Consider the following 16428-nt stretch of genomic DNA (forward strand, 5'->3'; position numbering starts at 1 on the left):
TGGTGTCGTTATGATATTCCCGCATAATAGACAACAGTATTGAACAACCGCAATGACAGATTATGGCAGCCCGCATGCCCTCTCGTGATTTTAAAAGTAAAAAGCCTAGAGACTCACAAATTGATCAACTGAAAGTGCCACCGCACTCGCTTGAAGCAGAGCAAGCCGTGTTGGGTGGATTGATGTTAGATAATAATGCTTGGGACAACGTCTCAGAGTTGGTAGTTGAGCAAGATTTCTATCAGCGTGCCCACCAATATACTTTTGCCGCAATGCACCGCCTAGCTGAAAGCGGACAGCCGATTGACTTGGTGACGGTGTCAGAAGAGCTAGAGCGCCAAGAACAGCTAGATGATATAGGTGGTTTCGCTTATCTTGGCGAGATCGCTAAAAACACCCCCAGTGCGGCGAATATTCGCGCTTACGCTGAAATTGTTCGAGAGCGGGCGGTAACGCGTGAGTTGATCGCAGTGGCCAACGAAATTGCCGATAGTTGTTATGAACCCGCTGGGCGTAAGAGTAGCGACTTACTGGATTTCGCCGAGAGTAAAGTATTTAAAATTGCCGAATCACGCGCCAATGCTAACGAAGGCCCTAAAGAAGTGAAAGGCTTGCTGGCGCAAACCATTGATAAAATTGAAGAGTTATACAAAGCGCCGAACGACGGGGTCACTGGAGTATCAACCGGTTTTGCTGACTTAGATAAGAAAACCAGTGGCTTACAGGGCTCAGACTTGATTATTGTGGCGGCGCGTCCGTCGATGGGTAAAACTACTTTTGCCATGAATCTCTGTGAATATGCAGCGATGACTCAAGATAAGCCAGTGCTTATTTTCAGTTTAGAGATGCCCTCTGAGCAAATCATGATGCGGATGCTGGCTTCATTAGGGCGAATCGATCAAACCAAAATCCGTACCGGTAGTTTGGATGATGATGATTGGGCGCGTTTATCTTCTACTATGGGCCTAATGGCTGAAAAATCGAAAATGTATGTGGATGATTCTTCAGGCTTAACCCCCACGGAAGTGCGCTCTCGAGCGCGCCGGGTTGCGCGTGAAGAAGGCGGCCTTAGTATGATCATGATAGATTATCTGCAATTGATGCAGGTGCCTGGTTTAAGTGAAAACCGAACCTTGGAAATTGCCGAAATTTCTCGCTCGCTTAAATCATTAGCCAAAGAGTTAAATGTGCCTGTGGTGGCCTTATCACAGTTAAACCGTAGTTTGGAGCAGCGTGCCGATAAACGTCCGGTTAACTCGGATTTACGTGAATCGGGCTCTATTGAGCAGGATGCCGATTTAATCATGTTTATCTATCGTGATGAAGTTTATAACGAGGGTACGGATAACAAAGGCTTGGCCGAAATTATTATTGGTAAACAGCGTAATGGTCCTATTGGTCGAGTGCCGTTGACTTTCCAAGGCCACTTTTCACGGTTCGATAATTGGGCCGGTGAGTTCTACGACGACGAATAGGTTCGAATGGACATAGCAAATGCACAGGTTTCACTGGCTGCCTTAAGACATAATCTCGGCTTATTAAAGCAAGCTGCGCCTAATAGTAAAACTTTGGTAGTGGTTAAAGCCAATGCTTACGGCCACGGTATGTTAGAAGTAGCTGAAGCCTTGGCTGACCTTGCTGATGGCTTTGCTGTGGCCCGTACCCCAGAAGCGATGGCGCTGCGCCAAGCGGGGATCCAGTCTTATATATTGGCTTTAGAAGGCTTCTTTGATGCCTCTGAAGCACACGCTTTAGCGCAGCATCAAGTGGCTGCGGTGCTACACAGTGAACAGCAACTGACGCTGATAGAAAACTTAACACTTGAACGGCCGCTTGATACGTGGGTCAAGCTGGACACAGGCATGCACCGTTTGGGTTTTTTGGCCGAACAGTTTCATGCCTTATTGCCCCGAATTAAGCGCAGCCCAAATATTCAGCAACCGCTTAAGTTAATTAGCCACTTTGCTTGTGCTGATGAGCTAGACCACCCGTTAACCTTGCAACAGATTGATTTGTTTAGTTCGCTGAGCAGCGGGTTGGGCGGTGAGTGCTCCTTAGCTAACTCGGCGGGAGTATTGTTATGGCCTCAGTCTCATAGCGATTGGAATCGGCCCGGTATATCGATGTACGGCATATCTCCTCAAGTTGATAATTGTGGTGCCGATTTTGGCCTGATTCCGGCGATGACTCTGCAATCAAACTTGATTGCAGTACGTGAACACCCCAAAGGTGAAAGCGTTGGCTATGGTGCTTCGTGGCAAGCACCTCACGATACCTGCTTAGGTGTAGTGGCCATGGGTTACGGTGATGGTTTCCCGCGCAGCGCGCCTAATGGTACGCCGGTTTGGCTTAACGGTCGTGTGGTGCCTATTGTCGGTAGAGTCTCAATGGATATGCTGTGTGTAGACTTAGGCCGCGATAGCCAAGATAAAGTTGGCGATAGAGTAGTATTGTGGGGACCAGAGCTGCCCGTAGAGCAGGTGGCTAAAGCTGTGGGTACTATTGCTTATGAATTGGTCACCAAGCTCACTTCTCGGGTTAGATTAACTTATACAAAGTAGTATTTACAATTTACCGATTATAGGCTATTAATTGGAACTTAAATTGTTAATCTTAAATTTGATAGTTTAAACCTATCAAATTAATTGATTAGAACAATTCGTATAATTGTGCGAATTCGCGCATCATTATTAGCGAGATTAATAACCTACTTAATTAACTAAAGGAATTCGAAATGAGTGTATTAGTTGGTCGTCCCGCTCCAGATTTTACTGCTGCAGCTGTTCTAGGTAATGGTGAAATTGTTGATAGCTTTACTCTAAGTGAGCACATCAAAGGTAAAACAGCGGTTGTGTTCTTTTACCCATTAGATTTTACTTTTGTTTGTCCTTCAGAGTTGATCGCTTTTGACCACCGCTTCAAAGATTTCCAAGCCAAAGGCGTTGAAGTAGTTGGCGTATCTATTGATTCTCAATTTACTCACAATGCATGGCGTAACACCTCTACTGAAAACGGCGGTATTGGCCAAGTTCAGTACCCATTGGTTGCCGATGTTAAACACGAAATTTGTAAAGCTTACGATGTAGAGCATCCAGAAGCTGGCGTGGCGTTCCGTGGTTCTTTCCTTATCGATAAAGAAGGTGTAGTTCGTCACCAAGTAGTTAACGACCTACCATTAGGCCGTAACATCGACGAAATGTTACGTATGGTTGACGCGCTAAACTTCCACGAGAAAAACGGTGAAGTTTGTCCTGCTCAATGGGAAGAAGGTAAAGAAGGTATGGACGCCAGCCCAGAGGGCGTAGCTAAGTACCTATCAGCAAACGCTGAAGGCCTATAATAGCTTTAAAGCTTAGCCTCCTTAATTAGTCAAAAAGCCCGCATTAGCGGGCTTTTTACTTGGCTAAACTTGTTGATTAGGTATTTTCAAAACAAATTTCTATGGTGGCATTGCCATGTAAAGAGCTAAACGGAATTAAAACCTTAGGCCCTTCGGTTTTATGAGTAATGGTGTGAGAAGGTCCTGAAACCACCACTGGCGTGGCCATATTGAAGTCGTAGCCTTCCTCGGCTAATAGCCGCTTAGCACCACCAGTCACCATATTAGTAATTTCGCCCACCATGTCGGTGACTTCTTCATTTATTGAGTCTGGCGCTTCGCCTAACATGCGGCGCATAATTTCGATGGCGAGCCCCTTGTCAAAACTGATTGAGAGTGAACCTTTAGTTTGTGGGCCAACCATACCAATTAGGCCTGATACATCACCTCGAGCGACCTCGTCTTTTTTTAGGCCTGGCTTACCTGGTTTTAACTCAAGCTGGGCCATAGTGCTGAGTACGTTTAATAACGACTTTAAAAAGGGGTTTACAAAATTTACGTCCATAGTGACAGATTACTTCCAGCTTAGGGTGAATGAAGCTTACGCTTTGGTCTTATTGTTAGTAGCGCTTAGCCGTGATCACATATTTTTTGATAGTGCTATTAAGAATCGCACGAGATCCGATGAGCTGCAACTCCAAGTCCTTTTTTTACGAACTATTTCACTGAAAATGCGACCATTATTGATACTCGAATAAATATTCTCTCGTATTATGGCCTGCGCTTATGGTGGCTCTCTCGTAGAGGCGGCTTGAATTAGCAATTGGTAAGTCTTGGGGTTATCGTTCAGAAATGAATTAGGGTGAGCCTAATTGAAGCACTTAGTTGCAGTCTGTATAATCGCCAGCCCAACGTTTTAGCGTTGAGCTAGCACTGCAAGCGCTGTTTCTGTGTAAATAGCGCCGCAGTAACTTTAGCGCGTTGTGCCGTCATGGAATGTATGGCTAAAATTATCAATCAACAGAGGCTTTAACTATGCATCCATCTTTGCGCTTTTCGGTCGCTCCCATGCTCGATTGGACCGACCGTCACTGCCGTTATTTTCATCGCTTAATGAGTAAAAATACCCTGTTGTATACGGAGATGGTGACAACGGGCGCCATTTTACACGGCAAGGGCGACTATCTTGGTTATTCTGAGCAGGAGCACCCAGTTGCTTTGCAGTTGGGCGGTTCTGAACCGAAGGCTTTAGCTGAATGTGCAAAACGAGCAGAAGACTTGGGTTATGATGAAGTTAATCTTAACGTGGGCTGCCCTTCTGATAGAGTGCAAAATGGTCGCTTCGGTGCTTGTTTGATGGCTGAGCCTAATCTGGTGGCTGAGTGTGTGTTAGAAATGCAGCAGCAAGTGAGCATTCCAGTAACAGTTAAAACACGAATAGGCATAGACGAGCAAGACAGTTACCCGTTTTTACAAGATTTCATTGAGACCGTGGCTGCTACTGGCTGCGAGACTTTCATTATCCATGCGCGTAAAGCTTGGTTATCGGGTTTGAGCCCGAAGCAAAACCGCGATATCCCCCCTTTAAATTATCAACGCGCTTACCAAGTAAAGCAGGATTACCCGCAGCTTAATATTAGCGTTAACGGCGGTATTACTGACCTAGAGCAAGCAGAAACGCATCTACAGCATGTAGATGGAGTGATGGTTGGCAGAGAAGCCTATCAAAATCCGTATATTTTGGCGCAAGTAGATCAACGGATCTTTGACGCTCCCGGCGAGCCTCTTAGTCGCCATCAAGTGGTTGAGTTGATGCTGCCGTATATTGAACAGCACTTAGCCAACGGTGGGCGGCTGCAACATATTAGCCGACACATGTTGGGGCTGTTCCAAGGTTGCGTGGGCGCGCGAGCTTGGCGACGTCACCTTAGCGAAAATGCCCATAAACCTGGTGTCGGTATTGAACTAATGCATGAGGCTTTAGCTAAAGTTCCCTTAGCACAGCCTGCTTAGTTAATATAAAGAGCTAGCTGAGAATGATTACGCTCCATTACTTGGCATAGGCTTTGCTATCTCCTTACCGAAGAGTCAGCTTTTTGTCAGGAGTAGAGAATAATGGAGTTTATAGGTCGTTTATTGGCCCGCTGGGGCATCTTAGACATTTTCATGGCGTGGTTATTGATTGCCAGTGCGATGGTATTAGTGCTACCTCAGCAATGGTTACCTGAGGGCGGCTTAAGTGCTGAGTTAAATGTAGCCCTGGTGCTGAGTTGTATAGCTGGCTTGGCGTTTTTTCTTAGCCGTTGCTTGTTATTGCTGGTGGCTATGATTAGCGCAGGCATACAGCAGCGCCGTGAATTACAGCGCCTCTCAGCGATGATCGCTTGTTTGGACCATTCTGAGCGAGCAATACTTCGCGAATTTATTATTACTCGCCGTAGTGTGTTGAGTCTGCCATTGAATGAGCCAGCAGTGCTGAACCTGTTAAACAACGGGGTGCTGAAGCCGATGAACCAACAACACGTTCAAGAGCAGCGTAGTAATGTTGATATGATGATTAATCTAGCCGCTCGACCGCTGTTAAGTTACAAGGCTTTGGGCTTGCCGGTAGGTAAGTTAAACGAAGAGCAAATTGAGCATCTAAAGTCAATTCGCCCTCGCTTCTTACAACCCGACTATAAGGCTAACCGCACTCATTCTGGAAAACTATTTAGGATCCGAGCGGGGAGCTCAGAGGGCCAGAGCGCAGCTTAGTATTACTGGGTTCGTTTCTTTAAATAGCCTGCGTAATCAGGCACATCGACTGAAAATTGCTGATTAAAATGACGGCTGGCTAAAATAAAGTCAGCCGTTGCTTGGTTGGTCGCCATCGGAATGTTCCATACCGCCGCTAAGCGTAATAGTGCTTTCACATCTGGATCATGAGGAACCGCATCTAGTGGATCCCAAAAGAAGATCATTAAATCGATTTTCCCTTCGGCTATCATTGCCCCCAACTGCTGGTCACCGCCCATGGGGCCACTCAATAGCGCCGTAACTTCAAAGCCTTGTTGGGCTAATAAAGTACCGGTTGTACCAGTGCCATAAAGTTGGTGTTGTGTTAAAGCCTCGCGATGTTGCTGAGCCCAGTTAATTAACGCGGTCTTTTTATGGTCATGCGCTACTAGTGCGATGCGTTTTACTACATCCATTGTGCGTGTAGTTGTATCCATGTTACCTCTTAAATATGATTAGTTTGAATGCTGTGCTGCCAAGTATGTTAATGTTTGTCCATGTCATTAGCTAGCCGCAGCGGGATAATTCTGCGTGCTGAGTGATAAAAATGTGTGCTGCTAATTAAGCCGAGTGCGCGGCTGTTCTATCGACTGTTAAGTTTTTATTATTACGGCGTTTAAGCATGATATTTGCGGAGCTAAGTCGCGTCATCTATGGTTTTTCAGCTATTCGCGTTATAGCTGCTGTTAAAACAATTTAAAGGAGGAGTAGTGGTTTATATATTTGGTTATGGCAGTTTAATTGATGCAGATTGTCGGCAACGTACTTTCCCAGGTGAGCAGGCCTATGCTGCGCGTTTACATGGCTACCAACGCTATTGGAGTGGCCTTAAAGGTTATAATGACCGTTCTGCTGTGGTAATTAGCCCTGAAGCTAAGGCTAGCGTAAACGGAGTTTTGATCCCTTTCGACGAGGCTTTTTTAGCCCAACTTGATCAGCGCGAAGCGGGCTATGACCGAGTATTATTAAAAGCCGAGCAAGTTGAATTACTGAGTGAGCTTCCTCAGCCAGCGATAAAAATTTATGTCTATGTGGCACAAGAGTATTGGCATCCGCAAAGCGATAGCCCCATTTTACAGTCGTATTTAGATGTTTGCTTACGTGGCTGTTTAGCGATAAGCGAGCAATATGCGAGAGAGTTTTTGTTATCAACCAATTATTGGGTTAGCCATTGGTTAGATGACCGCCAGCAGCCGCTTTATCCTCGTGCTGAAAATATTGACGCGTTAGCCTTAGAGCAAATTGATTCTATATTGAATGATATGGCGCACTTGGCCGAATTAAAACCCAAGCCCTAGCTAATAAAAAAGGCGCCTTAGGCGCCTCTTTCTCTTCTACTGCTGTAACTTATAGTACGTGTACAGAAGAAGTATTAGTCGTGCCAGATGGTACTAAGGCACCAGATACCATTACTACGATATCACCTTTGTTAGCCAAACCTGATTCGATGGCTAGTTCTTTACCTAGAGCATAGAAAGAATCTGTGCTTTCGATAGCGTCAACCACGTGAGGAACCACACCTTTGCTTAAGCAAAGTTGAGCCGCTGTTTTAGTGTTGGTGGTGATAGCTAGAATGTTAGCTTGAGGGAAGTATTTACGAACAGACTTCGCTGATTTACCACCTTCAGTAGCAACAACAATAAGTGGTGCGCTCAATTTTTCTGAAGTTTCTACAGCGCCTTTACATACTGCTTCAGTGATGCGAAGTTTTCCGCTGTCACGAGCTGGATCTAAGTTAGAAGGCATTACTGCGTCAGTACGCTCACAGATAGTTGCCATGATAGATACCGCTTCAATTGGGTATTTACCTTTAGCTGATTCACCAGAAAGCATTACTGCGTCAGTACCATCTAAGATAGCGTTGGCTACGTCACCGGCTTCTGCGCGAGTAGGACGTGGGTTTTTGATCATTGAATCAAGCATTTGAGTGGCGGTGATAACCAATTTACGAGCGCGGTTACACTTCTCAATCATCATTTTCTGAGCGAAGATTACTTCTTCAACAGGAATTTCCACACCTAAGTCACCACGAGCAACCATGATGCCGTCAGATACTTCTAAGATCTCATCAAAGTTATCTACACCTTCTTGGTTTTCGATTTTAGAGATGATTTGGATCTTCTCTCCGCCGTTTTCTTTTAGAAGTTGGCGAATTTCTAGAACGTCTTCTTTCTTACGAATGAATGAAGCAGCAATGAAGTCAACGCCTTGCTCACAACCAAAGATTAAGTCGCCTTTATCTTTCGCAGATAGTGCTGGAAGCTGAACAATTACACCAGGAAGGTTAACACCTTTGTTTTCACCTAGATCACCGTTGTTAAGTACGGTACATTTCACTTCGTCGTCAGAAACCGCGATAACTTCCATTTCAATTAGGCCGTCATCAACTAGGATCATGTTGCCCACTTTCAAGTCTGCAGCGAATCCTGGGTAAGTTACAGCAACGCGAGTGGCATCACCGATAACAGTTTGGTCAGTAGTGAAAGTGAATTCTTGACCAGCTACTAGGCTAACATCTTCACCGCCAGCAAGTTTGATGGTGCGGATTTCTGGACCTTTGGTATCTAATAAAACGGCAGCAGTTTTACCTGTGTTTTTAACAACTTCACGCAGGTTGTTGATGCGAGTGCCATGTTCTGCAAAGTCGCCGTGAGAAAAGTTAAGACGCATTACGTTCATGCCAGACTCAACTAATTTAGTGAGCATTTCTACCGATTCTGTTTTTGGACCAATGGTACAAACGATTTTGGTTTTCTTCATTGAGATAATTCTCCGTTGAGGATGCTAGTAAAAAAATCTGCGCACATTATACAAGATAGAACTCAAAAGGATATGTAGAAAAATAACTACAAATCCGAACATTGATCAAAAACAAAGGTGATTTATAACTTGAATATATGGCTGCATATTTGTTCAATTTTCTGAAAACATTTGCAAGACTCTGCGATAGAGCTTTAAGCAAGTATAAAAAAACCTCGCTAAACTGCGAGGTTTTTTAAATGAATTAATTTATTCGATTTCACCGCAAAAACGGTAGCCTTCACCGTGGATGGTGGCGATGATTTCAGGTGTTTCTGGGATCGATTCAAAATGTTTTCTGATGCGACGGATAGTCACATCAACAGTTCGGTCATGCGGTTTAAGCTCTCTGCCTGTCATTTTTTTCAATAGATCCGCTCTAGTCTGAATTTGACCGGGGTTCTCGACAAAGTGCAACATGGCGCGAAACTCGCTGCGTGGCAACTTGTAGGTTTCTTGGTTAGGGCTAATTAAAGAGCGACTATTAATGTCTAAAGTCCAGCCATTAAAACGGTATTCTTCAACCGAACCTTTTTCTTCGCTAGTGGTTTGTCCGTTCACGGTACGATTTAGCAAGTTGCGAGCGCGAATCGTGAGTTCTCGAGGATTAAATGGCTTGGTAATGTAATCGTCGGCGCCAATTTCTAGGCCTAAAATTTTATCAACTTCGTTGTCTCTGCCAGTTAAGAACATCAAGGCAATTTGTTCACGATCACGAAGTTCACGTGCGAGTAATAGGCCGTTTTTACCAGGAAGGTTAATATCCATGATAATAAGGTGGACAGAGTGTGCTTCTAACACGCTGTTCATTTCATTGCCGTCTGTCGCTTCAAACACATTATAGCCTTCTGCCTCGAAAGTGCTTTTTAGCGTATTACGAGTGACCAGTTCGTCCTCGACAATTAAAATATTTGGTGTCATGGTCTTCCCCAATGCTGTTAAAAATTAGTTGGCTTGCGAACAGGTAGCTGTATATGGAAGCGTGAAAAGTGGCTACTTATTCTTCCATGTTGAGTTTGTGTTAAAACTCGCTGAATGGCAAAAAAATAGACTAATAGTTTGTCAAAAACGCGTGATAAATCAGCGAACCAGACCTTCCATTTGCATTGTTCGTTACAAGCAGTAAACATATTCTATTGGCTTAACAGTGATATAACAACTTGAGTATGAAAAAAGCTTACGTTTTCTGCGGTGCTTTTGATTCAAATCAATCGAATTTGGCCAATTATACGAATTTTGCTAAACAATAATGAAAATAAACTACATGATGAATTTGTATGAAAGCACCTTATTTCTGGCAAATACTGACCTTAAATATCAAGAGTTTGCGATTATCACCGCCAATAATCCTAATGGAGTGAAAAGATCCGCGGCTTTTAACCATTGGCTAGACTGTCATTTTATTTCATATTTGCATTCGCAGGGGCTTGCACATTATTGGGTATTCGCTGGGTCAATTGATCTAAATCATTACGAATTTAGTGCAATTGTTGACTGCTCGTTAAATGAGGCTCAACATATTGCAAGGCTTTTTAGGCAACGTGCCTTCTATTGGCATAGTCAGCAATGTTATCTTTATGATACTAATAATTTGCTCTTGCCTTATTCCAGCTTAGGTAACATCGAGCAGCGTTGGTATAACTATGCAGCGGCTTACGACTACATGATAAAGGATTATCACTATGCAAGATTTACTTCCCGAACTCTGTGATCTTTACCCCGAACAAGTAAAGCTATTGGATCCTATTTTTCAATCTTATGGTGCTAAAGCGGTTTTTTTTGGTGAAGTGGTTACAGTAAGGTGTTTTCAGGACAATAGCCGAGTCAAAGAGTTATTAGCTGAACCGGGTGAGGGCAAGGTGTTGGTGGTTGACGGCGGGGGGAGTATTGAGCGTGCTTTAATGGGCGATTTGATTGCAGATTCGGCCTATGTAAACGGCTGGGCTGGAGTAATAATTAATGGCGCTATTCGAGATGTTGCCACCATTAATACCATGGATATAGGAGTGCGAGCTTTAGCGCCTTGTCCTATGAAAACCGAACGTAAAGGCTTGGGGGAGGTGGATACGGTAATTCAATTTGCCGGTCAGATTATTAAGCCGGGCATGTACTTATATGCAGATGATAACGGTATTTTACTGAGCGACGAGGGGTTAGATCTGCCCGATGAGTTCAGCTAAAAGCGATAGCCTAAGCCAAATTGAACTTGCTGCTGAGTCTGTTTGTCAGCTGGAGCCTCGAGTTGGTATACCGCTTTTACATCGATATTATCTAGTATGTGGTAGGTACTTGATACTTCTAAGCTGTGTTCCGTATTGTCGTATTTGGGCTGGTGGATCTGTACCAACTTACTTTGAATCGACAAGCTTTTTAAGGGTTGATAGTTGACCCCAGTGGACAAATTGAAACCCCTGCGAGTGGCGATATCGTCATACTGGTTGTTTACCCCTGCTTCGACAAACAAGGATAATTCGTTGCGCAATTGATGTTGGTACCCGCCATTGAAAAACCAAGTGTCATTGGCGTTGTCTGTGCCATCACTAACAAATTGACTATTGTTGTAACCCGTAATATACCAATTATCACTTAGCTGGCTGCGCGAAGACAACTGTAGGTGTTCACCGTCGCCGTAACTAAAGCTTACTTCGTTTTCTACTGGCGCCGCGAGTAGTGCGCCTGAGAATGCCATAAGTAGTGCAGCAACATAATGCTGATAATGAAACTTTGCCACTGCTCCTCCTTATTATTGTATTTCACTACAGCCTTAGTATGGTCGATTGGCTTAATAAGATCACCGAGGATCTTCAAATTATTTTATAAAGTCGATGAAAAGAGTGTGAAACTAAAATTATTAGAATAATCCTCTAACGATTAATGAAGCGCTGTCGTCTTCGATAGGGATAGACATCTTCAAATTGACCATTTTTGATGTTTTGTTGTAGTTGCTGCCAGAAGCTGGCTTGAAAGAGTTCGGCATGTAACTCCTTAAAGATCTGTTTAACAATGGGTTTTCCTAATAGGAACGTGGCAAATTCTTCAGGAAAAATATCATTCGGACCAACAGAATAGCTGGGATGTGCGGCCCATTGGTCCTCGGGGTAGGGCGACTTAGGAAACTCCCGAAAGTTACATTCGGTCATGTAGGAAATTTCGTCATAGTCATAAAACACCACACGACCATGCCGAGTGACACCGAAGTTTTTAAATAGCATATCTCCAGGAAAGATATTGGCCGCAGCTAGTTGCTTAATAGCATTGCCATATTCATCAATGACTTGTCGGATTTGCGTTTCATTCGCCTGCTCCAAGTACATATTTAGCGGCACCATTTTTCGTTCTATATACAAATGTCGAATGGTGAGGCAATCGCCTTCAATTTTTAGCATAGAGGGTGCAACAGCCTTTAGTTCATCTAATAAGCTTTGGCTAAAGCGGTGTAGCGGGAACTCGACATTAGAGAACTCCTGGGTATCGGCCATGCGACCGACTCGATCGTGCTGTTTTACCAAGCGGTATTTTTCTTTTACTAGGGCGTGACTTACGTCCTTAGGTGGAGTGAAGCGGTCCTTAATGATCTTAAATACCACATCATAAGAAGGTAGGGTAAATACGGTCATCACCATACCTTTGATACCCGGTGCCAATTCAAATAAGTCGCTGGAGTGTTGCAGGTGGTTAAGATAATGGCGATAGAGTTCGGTTTTTCCATGCTTTTGGCAGCCAATAGCGGTAAATAGTTCGTAATCGGTTTTGTTGGGAAGTAATTGCTTAAGAAAGTTTACGATTCGTCGTGGTGCTGGTGCATCAACCATAAAGTAGGAGCGCGCAAAACCAAAAATGATGCTCACTTCATTGCTGTCTATCAGCACACTATCTACCGCGACCTTGCCTTGTTGGTTGAGCAATGGCAGCACTAAGGGAAAGCTTAATTGCTCACTACTATATTGACCAATCAAATAAGCCCCTTTATTGCGATAAAACACCGGTTTTAGGATGGTGATTTTATGCAGCGGCTGTTGGTTTAGCTGTGGCACTTGTTGTAAGCGTTGAGTGATAAATCCTATGTCGCGGTTTAAGTCTTCATAATCGATGTTGAAGCGATAATCTTCAAAAAGCTGAGTAAATAGCTTATTTAGTTCGGTGTCTTGATAGCGGTGGGTCAGCAATTGGTAGTCAAATAACTTACTACAACGACTTGGTTTAATAAAAAGCTGGCTTTCTTCTATATAGCGGTGATGAAATAAGCGCTGATAAACGGAGTTAAAAAACGATTCGGCTACCTCAAAATTTTCATGTTGCTTTAATAACTCTGAGTAATGTTGTTTTACCGCGGCGCTGAACTCATCGCTGCGTTGCAGATGGCCTGTGAGCTCCTTAATTGCTGCCCTCGCTTCGGTGACATGATGATCGTAAAGTCTTATGCGCTCACGCGAAGCCAGTTGAACAGAGATCCAATCGGCGTCTTCAAACCGTTTTTGGGCTCCTCTAGTTACCTTTAAAAAGCACTGATAAAAGCTATTGAAGCGTTGCAGCATCACGCAGGCTGCTTGCAGTTGCATTGGTTGCGTCATAGGGCTTATCTTGTTTTGTTGTTGTTTTTTTATTCACTATGGCAGGATTTAAACACCTGTTCAAATCAAATTGTTACAAATTTGCGCTTATTGTGAAGGATTCGTTTCTGCCAATGGCTTACTGTTGTGAGTCGCGCTGATACTGAATTGATAGAGCTCAAAAGATCACCTATCATTCAAAATAATCTCTATTTATGACCGAATAAGCTTAAGATAGTTGTTTAAAAATGGGCTTTTAGCCTGTTATTTACTTTTATCCTTGGTTTTCCTCAGTTGCTGTATACAAATAAAGCTTGACTATCAATGTCAGCTGGTTATGGTATGAGCATAAACAGGAATTTATTTTTATAACGATGTTAGTACGTATCGCTTACACCATTACCGGAACGATTACCCGCACCACCACATGCGGGTCGGGCTGGTTGTAGTTGTACGCTACATCGAAGAAAGCCCGTATCACACTCGATACGGGTTTTTTTTTGGGAGGAACAATGCGAGTTTTAAAATTTGGTGGTTCATCGCTAGCTGACGCTGAGCGTTTTAATCGCGCGGCTGATATTGTGTTGAGTAATCAACACCAGTCGCAAATGGCGGTAGTGCTGTCGGCTCCTGCTGGGGTGACCAACGACCTAGTTGCGGTGGTTGATAAGGTTAGCCATGGCAATGATGGAGAAGACGAACTTCAGCGTATTGACGGCACCTTCCAACAGCTGCTCAGTCAGTTGAAAAAACAATACCCAGATTTCGCCATAGAGCAAATGCAGTTAATGCTGCATCAAGAATTAGGTGAACTGCGCCAGTTACTTAAAGGGGTGGCGCTACTGCGACAATGTCCTGACAATATTCGCGCTAAAGTATTGGCAACAGGTGAAAAACTCAGCATCCATAGCATGAATATGTTGCTAACGGCTCGTGGGCAAGACTCAGAGATTATCGTTCCGCAACAGAAATTAGTGGCTAACTCGGGCGGCTATTTAGAAGCCGTTGTCGATATTCAGGCCAGTAAACAGCGCTTGAATCGAGCCACCATACAGCAGGGGATTATCTACTTGATGCCTGGCTTTACGGCCGGTAATGAGCACGGTGAAACAGTGGTCTTAGGGCGTAATGGCTCCGACTACAGTGCCGCGGTATTAGCCGCTTGTTTAGATGCCGAATGTTGTGAAATCTGGACCGACGTAGATGGTGTTTACAACTGCGATCCTCGAATCGTGGAAGACGCTAGGTTATTGCGCAGCCTGAGTTATTCAGAAGCCATGGAGCTGAGTTATTTTGGTGCCAAGGTGTTGCACCCAAAAACCATCGCTCCGATTGCCCAATACCATATTCCTTGTTTGATCAAAAATACTTTTAACCCTCAGGGTGAAGGCACCTTAATTGGTGAGCAAAGTGTTGCGCAAGATGATTTACCCGTTAAAGCTTTATCTAGTTTATCTGAGTTAACCATGCTAACTGTATCGGGGCCCGGTATGAAAGGTATGGTGGGAATGGCAGGGCGGATCTTCGAGAGTATTTCTCGACGTAAGATCTCGGTAACCCTTATCACTCAGTCAAGTTGTGAATATAGCATCAGTTTTTGTATTCATAGTATTGATGCAGCGCGCGCTCTCGATGCCCTAAATGAAGAATTTGAGTTGGAGTTGGCTAATCAATTACTAGAGCCGATTGAGGCGATTAACCAATTGGCGATTATTTCGCTAGTGGGTGATGGCATGCGCCGTAGTAAGGGCGTTGCGGCTCGCTTCTTTACTTCGTTGGCCGAAGTCGCCATTAATATTGTGGCGATTGCTCAGGGGTCTTCAGAGCGCTCAATTTCTGCTGTGGTTTCGCAAGAGAAAGTGAATGAAGCGATCCGAGCTTGTCATCAAAACTTTTTCGACAGCATGCACTACATTGATTTATTCCTGATTGGTGCTGGTGGTGTAGGTGGTGCCTTATTAGAGCAAATTCATGCTCAACAAAAGCATCTTAAAGAACAACAAATTGGTATTCGCGTATGTGGCGTAGCAAACAGCCGTAAATTATTGCTAGATGCAAAAGGTCTAGACTTAGACGGTTGGCAGCAGCGACTACAAGATAGCACTGAAAACGGCGGATTTAGTTTGAGCAACGTCGGGGATTTGGTGGATCAAAACCATCTGATTAACCCGGTGATTGTTGACTGTACCAGTAATGATGATATTGCCGCTAAGTACGCAGAATTTTTAGCCAAAGGTTTTCATGTGGTGACAGCCAATAAGAAAGCCAATACCTCTAGCATGGAATACTACCAACAGTTACGTAAAACCGCATTGGCGATGCGTCGTAAATTCCTTTACGACACTAACGTTGGTGCAGGTTTACCGGTAATTGAAAACCTACAAAACCTGCTTAAAGCGGGTGACAAGTTAGAGCGCTTCAACGGTATTTTATCGGGTTCACTTTCGTTTATTTTTGGCAAGTTAGATGAAGGCATGAGTTTTTCTCAGGCTACTACAATCGCGCGTGAAAATGGCTTTACCGAGCCAGATCCTCGGGATGACTTATCTGGCATGGACGTTGCGCGTAAATTGCTAATCCTAGCCCGAGAAGCGGGGCTGCCGCTGAGTATTGAAGACATCGAAATTGAACAGGCTTTGCCGCCTAACTTCGATGCCAGTGGTGATACTGAAGCCTTTATGCAGCGTTTACCTGAAGCCGATGACTACTTTGTTAATTTGCAACAGCAAGCGGCCGCTGAAGGTAAAGTGTTGCGTTATTTGGGCAGCATTGACCAAGGTGTATGTAAAGTGTCTTTATGTGCTGTGTCGGCCGACGATCCTTTACATCGAGTAAAAGATGGCGAAAATGCGTTGGCATTTTATAGCCGCTATTATCAGCCGATTCCTTTGGTATTACGTGGCTACGGTGCTGGTACTGCAGTAACGGCAGCAGGGGTATTTGCCGATGTACTTCGAACCCTGAATTGGACTCAAGAGGTTTAAT

General features: G+C 44.2%; 15 protein-coding genes. 9 read left to right on the forward strand and 6 right to left on the reverse strand.

Features of this window, described 5'->3' with window-relative positions; translation table 11 throughout:
* The first annotated feature begins 74 nt into the window (after nt 1–74).
* The 3 genes from dnaB (at nt 75) to ACQY6Q_RS04640 (ending at nt 3340) form a co-directional block, all read left to right on the forward strand.
* A complete protein-coding gene (dnaB, locus tag ACQY6Q_RS04630) occupies nt 75–1475 on the forward strand; it encodes a replicative DNA helicase (protein WP_427978490.1) in 1401 nt (466 codons plus the stop codon).
* Between the two features lie 6 nt (nt 1476–1481).
* On the forward strand, nt 1482–2561 hold the full coding sequence (gene alr, locus ACQY6Q_RS04635; RefSeq protein WP_427978418.1) for an alanine racemase: 1080 nt from the start codon (nt 1482–1484) through the stop codon (nt 2559–2561).
* A gap of 173 nt (nt 2562–2734) precedes the next feature.
* Nucleotides 2735–3340: a peroxiredoxin gene (locus ACQY6Q_RS04640; RefSeq protein ID WP_427978421.1), complete on the forward strand. Its 606-nt coding sequence runs from the start codon at nt 2735–2737 to the stop codon at nt 3338–3340.
* Between the two features lie 76 nt (nt 3341–3416).
* On the opposite strand, the gene ACQY6Q_RS04645 is transcribed toward ACQY6Q_RS04640, so the two are convergent.
* The gene (locus ACQY6Q_RS04645; RefSeq protein ID WP_427978424.1) at nt 3417–3884 is read right to left on the reverse strand and encodes a chemotaxis protein CheX; all 468 of its coding nucleotides are present in this window, start codon (nt 3882–3884) and stop codon (nt 3417–3419) included.
* A gap of 470 nt (nt 3885–4354) precedes the next feature.
* On the opposite strand from ACQY6Q_RS04645, the gene dusA reads away from it, so the two are divergent.
* Together dusA and ACQY6Q_RS04655 are read left to right on the forward strand one after the other, a co-directional pair.
* Nucleotides 4355–5332 carry a tRNA dihydrouridine(20/20a) synthase DusA gene (gene dusA, locus ACQY6Q_RS04650; protein ID WP_427978427.1) on the forward strand — a complete coding sequence of 326 codons (978 nt, stop codon included), beginning with the start codon at nt 4355–4357 and terminating at the stop codon, nt 5330–5332.
* Between the two features lie 102 nt (nt 5333–5434).
* Nucleotides 5435–6073 carry a super-infection exclusion protein B gene (locus ACQY6Q_RS04655; RefSeq protein WP_427978430.1) on the forward strand — a complete coding sequence of 213 codons (639 nt, stop codon included), beginning with the start codon at nt 5435–5437 and terminating at the stop codon, nt 6071–6073.
* 2 nt (nt 6074–6075) lie between these two features.
* Here the strand turns inward: ACQY6Q_RS04655 and ACQY6Q_RS04660 are convergent, their stop codons facing one another.
* Nucleotides 6076–6531: a methylglyoxal synthase gene (locus ACQY6Q_RS04660; RefSeq protein WP_427978433.1), complete on the reverse strand. Its 456-nt coding sequence runs from the start codon at nt 6529–6531 to the stop codon at nt 6076–6078.
* Between the two features lie 273 nt (nt 6532–6804).
* On the opposite strand from ACQY6Q_RS04660, the gene ACQY6Q_RS04665 reads away from it, so the two are divergent.
* Nucleotides 6805–7392, forward strand: coding sequence for a gamma-glutamylcyclotransferase family protein (locus ACQY6Q_RS04665; protein ID WP_427978435.1), 588 nt, complete (start codon nt 6805–6807; stop codon nt 7390–7392).
* Nucleotides 7393–7441: 49 nt separating this feature from the next.
* On the opposite strand, the gene pykF is transcribed toward ACQY6Q_RS04665, so the two are convergent.
* Together pykF and arcA are read right to left on the reverse strand one after the other, a co-directional pair.
* A complete protein-coding gene (gene pykF, locus ACQY6Q_RS04670) occupies nt 7442–8854 on the reverse strand; it encodes a pyruvate kinase PykF (protein WP_427978437.1) in 1413 nt (470 codons plus the stop codon).
* Nucleotides 8855–9103: 249 nt separating this feature from the next.
* On the reverse strand, nt 9104–9814 hold the full coding sequence (gene arcA, locus ACQY6Q_RS04675; protein ID WP_427978440.1) for a two-component system response regulator ArcA: 711 nt from the start codon (nt 9812–9814) through the stop codon (nt 9104–9106).
* 343 nt (nt 9815–10157) lie between these two features.
* Here arcA and ACQY6Q_RS04680 point away from each other — a divergent pair, with 343 nt between their 5' ends.
* Nucleotides 10158–10604, forward strand: coding sequence for a DUF3293 domain-containing protein (locus ACQY6Q_RS04680; protein WP_427978442.1), 447 nt, complete (start codon nt 10158–10160; stop codon nt 10602–10604).
* Nucleotides 10576–11073 (forward strand): putative 4-hydroxy-4-methyl-2-oxoglutarate aldolase, encoded by a 498-nt coding sequence (locus tag ACQY6Q_RS04685; RefSeq protein WP_427978445.1) that lies wholly within the window; start codon nt 10576–10578, stop codon nt 11071–11073. Before ACQY6Q_RS04680 ends, ACQY6Q_RS04685 begins: the two co-directional genes overlap by 29 nt.
* Here ACQY6Q_RS04685 and ACQY6Q_RS04690 read toward each other — a convergent pair.
* Both ACQY6Q_RS04690 and aceK read right to left on the reverse strand, forming a co-directional pair.
* Nucleotides 11070–11624, reverse strand: coding sequence for a hypothetical protein (locus ACQY6Q_RS04690; RefSeq protein ID WP_427978448.1), 555 nt, complete (start codon nt 11622–11624; stop codon nt 11070–11072). The genes ACQY6Q_RS04685 and ACQY6Q_RS04690 overlap by 4 nt on opposite strands.
* A gap of 133 nt (nt 11625–11757) precedes the next feature.
* Entirely contained in the window at nt 11758–13464 is a 1707-nt protein-coding gene (aceK, locus tag ACQY6Q_RS04695) for a bifunctional isocitrate dehydrogenase kinase/phosphatase (protein WP_427978451.1), read from the reverse strand.
* Nucleotides 13465–13955: 491 nt separating this feature from the next.
* Here aceK and thrA point away from each other — a divergent pair, with 491 nt between their 5' ends.
* Nucleotides 13956–16427, forward strand: a complete 2472-nt coding sequence (gene thrA / locus ACQY6Q_RS04700; RefSeq protein WP_427978453.1) for a bifunctional aspartate kinase/homoserine dehydrogenase I — start codon at nt 13956–13958, stop codon at nt 16425–16427.
* Nucleotide 16428: the final 1 nt, after the last annotated feature.

The organism is Agarivorans sp., assembly GCF_050295395.1.
Taxonomy (GTDB): domain Bacteria; phylum Pseudomonadota; class Gammaproteobacteria; order Enterobacterales; family Celerinatantimonadaceae; genus Agarivorans.